We start from the raw sequence: 10,594 nt of genomic DNA, 5'->3' as shown, positions 1-10,594 counted from the left end.
CGCGCTCACGAGCTGGCAGTTCACCGATGCGCAGCGCGCCGCGGGCGCGCCCGCTCACTGCCGCGGCACACCCGAGGTCGCGCGCGACGCCGGCTGCCCGGCCGATGTGCTCGCCGCGAATGCGCCGCGCCAGCAGGAAGCCATCGACGAATACAACCTGCGGCGACGCACGCTTGCGTCTTACCTGTGGCACGCGTTCGTCGGTTATTGGGTCGTGCCGGCGGCGACGCTCTTCGTGATCGGTGTGCTGATCGGCGGTATCCGGCGCGCACTGCGCCGGCCGCCTGCGAATCAGGTGGCCAGTCACGTCGTGCCGGGCGGCGCCGCGCCAGGCACGACGCCGGGTTCCGCGCAGCATCCGGCCAAAGGCACGGCGAATCGCTAGCTCCCGGCGGTGATGCGCAGTCGCAACACTTTCAACCTCATTTCAATGGGTCCGCGGCAGCCACGCGAACCCAGTAAAAACAACGCGTTTTCTGCCGCGCGGCGCGGCCCGTCAATCCTCAGTCCAATGCCGCTGCGGCGGGAGCCGCGTGCCATGCGAATCCGCAGCAGGCACCTATGCCGTGCATGTCATTCGCGAGGTCAGATTTACCCGAAGTGTCGGCCTCACGACCGGAAACGCCCATCACACAAGGCGCTGCGGCCGGCCCCCAAAAGGCACTCTTTACTCATCTGTGTGTTATAACTAAACCGCAACCCGCGTGAACTGAGGCTGCATCCCCGGAACCACGATGGAGAAAAACGATGCAAAGACGAAACTTCATTCTAAAAAGTAGCGCTGCGCTCGCTTTCGGAAGTCTTGCACTGGCAGGCTGCACCACCACCGGGTCGTCGGGAGAATCGGCCGCGACCGATATGTCGAAGCGCCAGTCGATCGACGCAAGCGTCGACGGCACGATGTCCCGGCTCTATTCCACGGTCACCGGTTCGCGCGAACTGGTCGCGAAGTCGCGCGGCGTGCTTGTGTTCCCATCTGTGATTCAGGTCGGCTTCATCGTCGGCGGGCAATACGGCGAAGGTGCGTTGCGCGTGGGCGGCAGTTCGGTCGGCTACTACAGCACTGTGTCGGGCTCGTTTGGGCTGCAGGCCGGCGCGCAGTCGAAGGCGATCATTTTCTGCTTCATGACCCAGGACGCGCTCGATCGCTTCCGCAGTGCGGATGGCTGGTCGGTTGGCGCCGATGCGTCGGTCGCGCTCGTGAAGGTTGGCGCGAACGGCGCGGTCGATTCGACCACGGCGACCGCGCCTGTCGAAGTGTTCATCCTGACCAATGCCGGTTTGATGGCCGATGTCTCGCTGGCGGGCACGAAAGTGTCGCGGCTGAAGATCTAGCCGCGCAGCGCGTTCGGCTGGGTATCTGCCTTCCCCGCTGTACGTGCACACGGCTTTCCGACGCGCACACGTCGTGCGTCTTGCTGAACCGAACCCACAAAGTCGGCACCCGACTTTGTGGGTTCGGTTCATCCGGGCGCGAGATTCTTTTTACCACGATGCCTGTGCAGCAGCGCGCAATGCCGCCGGGTCGCAACGCGGCTGGCCGTATGCTGGCCGCTGTATCGCTGCACGCTGTATCGCTGCACGCTGTATTCCTGCACGCTGTATTCCTGCATTTCCCGCCCGTTCTGCCTCTAAGCAAAATGGAAACAACACGTCAGCGCAACGACGTGTCCATCGCGCGCCCTCGCCGAGCGCGTGCGATTCTCCAACCTGCTTTAAAGGAAGGACACATGAACGTCACCAATCAGGCTTTTACGCCGCGTGCCGATGCCGGTTCGAGCGAATATGCATCCTTGCGCCACCATCCGGGAGAGGTGCGCCAGCGGCCATCATGCGAGTGCTCGCCCTCGCACGAATGCGCCGACTCTTCACGCGGGCGCCCCCCGATGTTCGGTACAGGCATCCACCGGCCGTATCACAGACCCGACGCCGGTGCCTGACATACGACCCGCCGGTCGCTGGCCGAAGTAGCAGGCAAGGCGTAACAAGCCGGAGCTCGACAGTCGGCACGGGTTGCGTTGCATGGCCTATCGGCGCAACGCAACCTCACTGACTCGTCGACGTATCGATTACCTTGAAGCGCGAGCGCTTCTGTGCACGAATCACCGACTGATACGCGTCAACGTATTGCTGGGCCATTCTGTGCGATGTGAAGCGCTCTTCGAAGCGCCGGCGCACGCCGGCGCGCGGCACCTTGTGCAAGCGGTTCAACGCCGCGACCGCGCCGATTTCGTCTTCGACGATAAAGCCCGATATGCCGTCGTCGAGCACTTCCGGCACCGCGCCGCGGTTGAAGGCGATAACCGGCGTGCCGCACGCCATCGCCTCGATCATCACGAGACCGAACGGCTCGGGCCAGTCGATCGGAAACAGCAACGCATGCGCGCCCGACAGGAATTCGGCCTTCTGGTCGTCGGCGATCTCGCCGATGTACTCCACATACGGCAAGTCGAAAAGCGGCTTGATATCGCGCTCGAAGTACTCGCGATCGGCCGCGTCGACTTTCGCCGCGATGCGGATCGGCAGGCCGCAGCGGCCCGCGATACGGATCGCCGTATCGACACGCTTCTCCGGCGAGATGCGGCCGAGGAACGCGAGGTACTTCTGCTCGACCGGCTGCGGCGTATACAGCGCTTCGGGCAGGCCGTGATAGACGGTCGTGAGCCAGCGCGCCTGCGGCAGCGGCTGGCGCTGCGAGTTCGAAATCGAAATGACCGGCGCGGTGTTGAAGGTGTCGAACACCGGCTGCTGTTCCGGCAGATCGAGACGGCCATGCAAGGTCGTGACGAACGGCGTTTCCTGGCGCTTGAACACCGAGAACGAGTAGTAATCCATATGGAAATGCAGCACGTCGAACTGGTCGGCCTGGCGGCGCACCAGTTCCATCAGCAGCATATGCGGTGCGACGCGGTCGCGAATGCCGGGGTCGAGGCGCAGCGCGCGCGGCCAGACCGCTTCGAGCTTCGCGTTCGTCACCGAATCGCCGCTTGCAAAGAGCGTCACGTCGTGCCCGAGGTCGACGAGCGCCTCGGTGATGTACGACACGACACGCTCGGTGCCGCCGTAAAGCTTCGGCGGCACCGATTCGGTCAAGGGGGCGATCTGCGCAATTCTCATGGCGTCTCCGTAGTGGCGAGCGAGTATGCCAGTGCGGCGGGCCAGCGGGCAATTGGAGCGAACCGCAGGGTCGGCCAAGCCTGTCGACCTGCGATCCGCTCCGCATGCTTACCCTCCCATGCGCAACGGCTTTATGCCTTGTCTCTAGTGGGCGATTTGCCTGTCGTTTTCCTTTCGTGACTCGATTATTGCCTGGGTCGCCGAAAAAAACTGCGTCTATTTCACTTGAAGAGCGCTGTTACAGTCGGGAAACATTCGCTCACGAATGGCCATCGGCCCCGCCCCGCTGCGGCATCGCACGCTGCGCGACGACGTGCGGCCTAGCGCGCCGGCCACTTCCATGCCGGGATGTCGAGCTCGTCGCTGCCCGCGATGCGCGTCGCGCCAAGCTCCTTCTCGAGCACCAGCGAGTGGCTGCCGCTGTCGCGCTCGAGCGCGGCAATGAGGCGCGCCGCATGCGACACCACGAGCACCTGCGAGTGCGCCGATGCTTGCACGATCAACCGTCCGAGCGCGGGCAACAGGTCCGGATGCAGGCTTGTCTCAGGTTCGTTCAGCACCAGCAGCGCGGGCGGACGCGGCGTCAGCAGCGCGGCGACCAGCAGCAGATAGCGCAGCGTGCCGTCCGACAGTTCGGCGGCCTTCAACGGCCGCAGCAGCCCATGCTGCCGCATCGTCACTTCGAAGCGTCCGTCGAGGTTGGCGATGTCGATGCGCGCGCCCGGAAACGCGTCGCCGACCGCGTCGTCGAGGGCGTGCGGCGAGCCGATCTCGCGGATCGTCTGCAGTGCGGCGGCGAGATCGGCGCCGTCGTCGGCGAGCACCGGCGTATGCGTGCCGATTTGCGGCAGCCGCGCGGGCGCGCTCGCGTCGGTGCGAAAGTAGTCGTAGAAGCGCCACGAGCGGATCTGCTCGCGCACCGCGAGCATTTCCGGTGCGCCGCGCGGGTCGGCGAACTCGGTCATCATGCTGTCGAAACTCGCCACGGTTTGCGGCACGGTCTGCCAGTCGCCGCCGTCGGTACGCATGCGCAACGAGGCGCCGTGACGGTCGACGAGCAGCGCCGCCGGGCGCAACACCGGCCCGCTCCAGATGCATTCGCGTTTGATGACAGGGTCGAGGCCGAACTGCGTGGGGCCCGGAACCGGCAAGCCGAGGTCGATCGCGTAGCCGAACGCGTCGCCCGCAAAGCCCAGGCGCAAGTTCACGGGCTCGTGGCGGCGCGTGCCCTGCACCGGCTGTTCGCCTTCGCGCATCGCGCGCGAGAAGCGCTCGGGGCCCGCCCATAGCGTCGACTGCAGGCCGCCTTCACGCGCCAGCGACGGAATCACGCCGCCGCGCGCGGTCGCCGCGAGCAGCCGCAGCGAGCGATAGACGTTCGATTTGCCGCTGCCGTTCGGTCCGGTCACCACATTGAGCCGGCCCAGCGGCACGATCATGTCGCGCAGCGAGCGGTAGTTGGCGATCGCGAGGGTGGTTAGCACGCGGGTGGCGGGTCGTCGGTTGAGCGTGGGTTCAGCGTCGGGCGAACGTGGCGCTCACGACGACGCCGGCGCCCCGCCCTGCGCCTTGCGCGACGCCCCGGGGCCTGCGCCATTCGGCGCAGCCTTCGCGAGCGGCACCGCGCGCAGGTCGCGCAAATACGTATCGCGCCACACGCCCAGGTCGTTCTTGCGCAGCGCGGCCATATTCGTTTCGTAGCGGCGCTTGCGCTCGTCGACCGGCATCGACAGCGCGCGCTGCAGGGCCTCGCACATGCCGACCGAATCGTGCGGGTTCACGATCAGCGAACCGGTCAGCTCGGCCGCGGCGCCCGCGAACATCGACAGCACGAGCACGCCCGGGTCGTCCGGGTTTTGCGCGGCGACGTACTCCTTCGCCACGAGATTCATGCCGTCGTGCAGCGGCGTGACGAAGCCGATCTGCGATTCGCGAAACAGCGACATCAGCTTCCAGCGGTCGTAGCGTTGATTCAGATAGCGGATCGGCGTGTAGTCGAGGCCCGAGTAGCGGCCGTTGATGCGCCCTGCTTCATATTCGAGGTCCTGACGGATCTGCTGATACGTCGACACATCGGCGCGCGTGGGCGGCGCGATCTGCACGAGCGTTACGTTGCCGCGCCATTCGGGCGAGCGCTCGAGCAGTTGCTCGAAAGCGCGGAAACGCTCGACGAGCCCTTTCGAGTAATCGAGCCGATCGACGCTCATGATCAGCTTGCGCCCTTCGAGGCTCTGCTTGAGATCCATCACATGCTGCCGGCTCTCGTAGCGTTTGGCCTGCTCGGCGATTTCGTCGGGGAACACGCCGATGCGATAAACGCCTGTGCGCAGCTTGCGGCCGAACGCTTCGACATGGCCGCCCGGCTTCACGATGCCGCGCGCATGGCGCTCGATATAGTCGTGAAACGCGAGCTGGTCGGTATCGGTCTGGAAGCCGATCAGGTCGTAGCAGCACAACGACTTCACGAGTTCTTCGTGCGGCGGGATGTTGATGAGGATCTGCGGGGACGGAAACGGGATATGCAGAAAGAAGCCGATCCGGTTCGTCACGCCTTCGGCGCGCAGCGCTTCGGCAAACGGCAGCAGGTGGTAGTCGTGCGCCCAGATGATGTCGTCGGGCTGCAGCAGCTTGACGAGCTTGTGCGCAAGCCAGGCGTTGACGCGCCGGTAGCCCGCGTATTCGTCGCGCTCATAGCGCGCGAGATCGTTGCGGTAGTGGAACACCGGCCAGAGCGTCGCATTCGAAAAGCCGCGGTAGTACTGGTCGTAGTCCTTGCGGGTCAAGCCGACGGTGGCGAAGGTCACCGCGCCGTCCTGCTCGAGCGTCGGCCCCGCGTTCGCGACGGTCTCGCTCACGACATCGCCGCTCCATCCAAACCAGACGCCGCCCGTGTCCTTTAACGCGCCGAATACGCCGACCGCGAGGCCGCCAGCGGAGCCTTTGGTTTCAGTCGGCGTCGCCACGCGATTCGATACGACGATCAGTCGGCCCATGCTGTAGTCCTCCTTATCCTGTTCAGGTTCAGATCAGGCCGAGCCTGGTGTCCGGTTCGACCGGCGTTGCGCCGGATCGGTTGCACGATCATCCGGTTGTGCGGAACCATGGTGCCCGCTATTCCCCGCTTTAGCGGTTAAGCCCGGTCACGTTGTGCGATCGGGTACGCGCTTGCGGCCCGGGTCTGCGCGCTGCTCATTCGGCTGCTCATTCGGTTGCTGATTCGGTTGCTGATTCGGTTGCTGATTCGGTTGCTGATTCGGTTGCTGATTCGGTTGCTGATTCGGTTGCTGATTCGGCTGCGCATCGGATCGCTCGCCTGACCGCTCATCCGACGGATCGCGCGCGCGGCGCCCGCTTCGCTTCGCCACCGGGTCCGCCGCGGTGTCCGCCGCGGTGCTCGATGCCGGCGCGGGCGTCGCCTTCGGCATCCAGTCTAGCTCCCCCGTGTCCGCGGCGGGACCGCTGCGGCCCGCGGCGCTACCTTCCACCGCATGCTCCAGATCGCCTGACGCCGCGCCCCAGTTCGCCGCGAGATCGGCACGCGCGCGCGGCAGATACTGCGGATAGTGCCGCTGCACGAAGCTCACCAGGCCTTCGCGGACGCGGCAGCGTAAATCCCAGTTGAGGCCCGAATCGTTTGAGCTGACCAGCACGCGCAGCTGCATCGCGCGCTCGGTCGCGTCGGTGACCTGCAGCACCTGCACGCGGCCGTCCCATTCGGGGGCCGCCTCGACGATGCGCGCCAGTTCGTCGCGCAGCGGCGCAAGCGGCATCCGGTAATCGACGAACATGAACATGCTGCCGATAATCTGCGCATCGTTGCGCGTCCAGTTCTGAAACGGATTCTCGATGAACCATTGCAGCGGCACGATCAGACGCCGCTGGTCCCACAGGCGCACCGACACATACGTGCCCGTGATTTCCTCGATGCGCCCCCACTCGCCTTCGATCACGACCACATCGTCGAGCCGGATGGGCTGCGACAACGCGATCTGCAAGCCCGCGATCAGATTGCCGAGCACAGGCCGCGCCGCAATACCGGCGACCAGACCGGCGACACCGGCCGAGGCCAGCAGGCTCGCGCCGATCTGCCGGACATTCGGGAAAGTCATCAGCGCGGCGCCGATCCCGATGATGACGATCACCACCATCACCGAGCGCGCGAGCACACGCGCCTGCGTATGGATGCGGCGCGCCTGCAGGTTGTCGGCGGTATCGAGCGGATGCGCGGCGACGATCGCCTCGCCGATCGAGGCCGCGATGCGCACCGTGAGCCACGTGATGGCCGCAATCAATGCGAACGCGGCGGCATCGCGCAGGCCGCCGATCAGCAGCAGCGTGTCGGGCGCTTCCCACCAGACGATCTCGAGCGCGACGATCGCCACCACGAACCGCGCCGGCCGGCCGATATGGCGCAGCACGACGCTCATGAGCGGATACGGCCGCGCGATGCGCACCAGCACGCGCTGCCCGAGCCAGTGCACGCCACCGGCGAACGCGACGAAGCAGACGGACACGACGAACGTGCCGAGCCACGAGTGAAGCGGTGCCGCGGCAATGCGGCTGAAGTCGTCGAACGTCACCATCAACGCAATGATCCTCGTCAAGGTTACGGAGAATGGGACCGGCGCCAAGCCAGAGGCCAAGGGCCGGGAGCCGGGTCCGCGCGGCTCAGGCGTCGATGCGCAGCCGATGAGCGGCGGACGGTGCGCGCACGGTGCGCGCGAGGGTGCTGCCCGATGCGTTGACCGGTGTGGCCACCGGTGCGATCACCGATGTGATCACCGATTTGATCACATCAAGCGGGCCGAGCGGAGAAGCAGCGCTCGTGCCTGTGCCCGACGGCGTCAGGCCGATCGAGGCCGCGACGCCGCGCCGTGCGCAGCAACCGGCTGGAGATGCTGCCGGTGCCGGGCCGCCGGGCCGGTCAGACCGTTAGGGTGCCCAGGTGACGTGGCGCACTGAGGCGCACTGAGGCGCACGCCCGCATTCCATCCCTCAGTTCGACCCTTTACACGGAAACGCCTTGCCCAGCCCGAGCGACACAGCCGTGCTCGCATTGAAGCTCGCCGCGTTGGGATTTTCCGCAATGTATTTGCGTACCGCATCGGTCAACTGCTGCGAGCGCGCCTCGGGGGGCAGGCAGAAGTACTGTCCGACGCGCGGCCCGGTCGTGCCGCCGATCGCATCGATCGTGTTGAATACCCCGTCGGCCGCACCTTCGATATACGCGCCGCATGCGCTTCGCGAAGCAATATCGGTCTTCGTGCACAGCTTGTTGAGGTCGGCCCCCGTAAACGCGTTCGCCGTCAGCGGCACGGCGAGCACGCTGGCGCAAATCAGAACCCGCAGCATGTTGATCCTTCGAGGTATAAGCGGAGCAGATTTTTTCCGGCCACTCCGGGCTTCGGCCGGCCCGCTATTTTGCACTGTTTTGCGACGCCGGCGCAGCGCCGCCGGCGGGCGCCTGTTGCTGCACCTGCTTCATCCGCGCCGTCAGTCCGTCGACGACGTCCGGTTCCTTGTACTGCTTCGCAAAGTCGAGCGCCGTGAGGCCCAGCTGGTTCTTCACGTTCAGATCCGCGCCGCTGTCGAGCAACAGCTTCACCGTCGACACATGGCCGCCGCGCGCGGCCATCATGAGCGGCGTCGTGCCGTTCGGCGACCCGGCGTCGATATACGCGGAGTGGTCGAGCAGCACCTTCACGACGGCATCCTGGCCGTTGGTCGCCGCGTAGTGCAGCGGCGTCCAGCCCTTCTTGTTGACTTCGGCGTCCTTCGAGATCAGCAGCTTCACGAGATCGACGTCGCCATTCAATGCGGCCATCATCATCGCGTTTTCGCCAGCCTTGTCGACGATCTCGATGTTCGTCTTCGGGTTGTCGAGCAGGAGCGCCGCGACGTTGTCCGACTTTTCGCGCGCGGCCAGCACAAGCAGCGGATAGCCGTACGGGTCGGCCATATTCGGGTCCATGCCGTTGGCGAGCTGCTTCTTCACTTCGCTCACGTCGTCGAACTTGACGGCCTTGATCATCGTGTCCGCGGGCGCCGCCGCGGCCGGCTGCGAAACGAGCGCGGCGAACGCCGCGCAGGCGAGCGTGCCGGCCGCGACCGCACGGGCGGCGGCACGGGCGGTCGCCAGCGCGGCGGCGCCGCGCCGTCCATGCGGTCCACGAGTACGGGGTTCACTGAAATAGTTCTGCATATTTAACTCTAATAATATTCGGTATCTTATTGATATCAAAATAAAAGGTCTGGGCCTTGGACAATCACCCGCCGACTTGGAAGCCGGCCGGTTCCTGCAGGCCGAACAGCCGGAAGAAGTTGCGCGTCGTCGCCGCGGCCAGTTCCTCGTCGGGCATGTCGCGCTGCTGCGCGATGAAGCGTCCGACATAACTTACGTACGCAGGTTCATTAGGCTTGCCGCGATACGGCACCGGCGCGAGGTACGGCGAGTCTGTTTCGATGAGCAAACGATCGAGCGGCACGCGGCGCGCGACGTCCTGCACATCGGCCGCGCTCCTGAACGTCACGATGCCCGACAGCGAAATATGGAAGTTCTGCTCGAGCGCGCGCTCGGCGACCGGCCACGGTTCGGTGAAGCAATGCATGACGCCGCCGGTGTCGCCCGCGCGCTCTTCGGCCATGATGCGCAGCGTGTCGTCGGCCGACGCGCGCGTATGGATGATGAGCGGCTTTTTCGTGGCATGCGCGGCGCGGATATGCGTGCGAAAGCGCTCGCGCTGCCATTCCATATCGGCGATCGTGCGGCCTTCGAGGCGGTAGTAGTCGAGGCCCGTTTCGCCGATCGCGATCACCTTCGGGTGCTTCGCCAGCTCGACCAGCTCCGCGACGCTCGGCTCGCGCGCCTCTTCGTGATCCGGATGCACACCGACCGACGCGTAGATGTTGTCGTGCCGCGCAGCGATATCGAGCACCGACGGCAGCGTTTCGAGATCGACCGAGACGCACAGCGCATGCGTCACCGCATGCTCGCGCATCTTGTCGAGCACCTGCGGCAGGCGATCGGCGAGTCCCTCGAAATTGATATGGCAGTGTGAATCGACAAACATGGCAAGTCCTGGTTAAGCGTTAGGCCGCGCTGAGTTGCGCCGAGCCGCGTTTTTAAGCCGTACCGCGCGCGCCCGCGGGTCCGACATGCTTGCGCGCAGCCGGCCCGGGCAGTCCCGCGCATGCGTTACGCAAACAGCGCGCGATAGCCGAGAAACAGTTCCTCGAAGACGAGCCGCGCATTGAGCGGATGGTTCTCGACCGCGCGCTGCCGCGTGACGGTTTTCATGAAACGCGCGAATGCGCCGGGGTCCGCCTCCTGCGCGCAGCGCGCGAGCGCGGCCGTCGCGTCCGGGAAGTAGCGCGGCGCGCCGGCCGTGCGCTGCGCGAGCAGATCGTAGAGCCAGCGCTGCAGCCAGCCGAGCACGAGCGGCACCGGCAGCTTTTGCAGCGTTTCGCCGCACGCGAA

Annotated in this window: 9 protein-coding genes and 2 pseudogenes; 2 read left to right on the top strand and 9 right to left on the bottom strand. The window is 65.6% G+C overall.

Going from position 1 to position 10,594, the window contains the following annotated elements:
• Both ACYPXD_RS06110 and ACYPXD_RS06105 read left to right on the top strand, forming a co-directional pair.
• A pseudogene (locus ACYPXD_RS06110) lies at positions 1 to 385 on the top strand (hypothetical protein); the annotation flags it as partial.
• A gap of 362 nt (positions 386 to 747) precedes the next feature.
• A complete protein-coding gene (locus ACYPXD_RS06105) occupies positions 748 to 1,335 on the top strand; it encodes a BPSL1445 family SYLF domain-containing lipoprotein (RefSeq protein WP_459708592.1) in 588 nt (195 codons plus the stop codon).
• Between the two features lie 711 nt (positions 1,336 to 2,046).
• On the opposite strand, the gene ACYPXD_RS06100 is transcribed toward ACYPXD_RS06105, so the two are convergent.
• From ACYPXD_RS06100 to ACYPXD_RS06060, 9 genes and pseudogenes are all read right to left on the bottom strand, one after another.
• Positions 2,047 to 3,117, bottom strand: a complete 1,071-nt coding sequence (locus ACYPXD_RS06100) for a glycosyltransferase family 4 protein (RefSeq protein ID WP_459708588.1) — start codon at positions 3,115 to 3,117, stop codon at positions 2,047 to 2,049.
• A 320-nt stretch (positions 3,118 to 3,437) separates the two neighbouring features.
• Complete coding sequence (locus ACYPXD_RS06095) at positions 3,438 to 4,601, bottom strand: AAA family ATPase (protein WP_459708586.1); 1,164 nt, start codon at positions 4,599 to 4,601, stop codon at positions 3,438 to 3,440.
• Positions 4,602 to 4,655: 54 nt separating this feature from the next.
• A complete protein-coding gene (gene otsA, locus ACYPXD_RS06090) occupies positions 4,656 to 6,110 on the bottom strand; it encodes an alpha,alpha-trehalose-phosphate synthase (UDP-forming) (RefSeq protein ID WP_459708582.1) in 1,455 nt (484 codons plus the stop codon).
• Positions 6,111 to 6,257: 147 nt separating this feature from the next.
• Entirely contained in the window at positions 6,258 to 7,700 is a 1,443-nt protein-coding gene (locus ACYPXD_RS06085) for a mechanosensitive ion channel family protein (protein WP_459708579.1), read from the bottom strand.
• Positions 7,701 to 7,785: 85 nt separating this feature from the next.
• Positions 7,786 to 7,911 (bottom strand): hypothetical protein, encoded by a 126-nt coding sequence (locus tag ACYPXD_RS06080; protein ID WP_459708577.1) that lies wholly within the window; start codon positions 7,909 to 7,911, stop codon positions 7,786 to 7,788.
• Positions 7,912 to 8,112: 201 nt separating this feature from the next.
• Entirely contained in the window at positions 8,113 to 8,469 is a 357-nt protein-coding gene (locus ACYPXD_RS06075) for a Rap1a/Tai family immunity protein (RefSeq protein WP_219799994.1), read from the bottom strand.
• A gap of 64 nt (positions 8,470 to 8,533) precedes the next feature.
• Entirely contained in the window at positions 8,534 to 9,319 is a 786-nt protein-coding gene (locus ACYPXD_RS06070) for an ankyrin repeat domain-containing protein (protein ID WP_459708574.1), read from the bottom strand.
• Positions 9,320 to 9,383: 64 nt separating this feature from the next.
• Positions 9,384 to 10,187, bottom strand: a complete 804-nt coding sequence (locus ACYPXD_RS06065) for a TatD family hydrolase (RefSeq protein ID WP_459708572.1) — start codon at positions 10,185 to 10,187, stop codon at positions 9,384 to 9,386.
• Between the two features lie 125 nt (positions 10,188 to 10,312).
• A pseudogene (locus tag ACYPXD_RS06060) lies at positions 10,313 to 10,594 on the bottom strand (DNA polymerase III subunit delta'); the annotation flags it as partial.

Source organism: Paraburkholderia sp. 2C (assembly GCF_054589215.1).
Note: the sequence above shows the minus strand (reverse complement) of the source record. Positions and strands in the feature narration are given on the sequence as shown.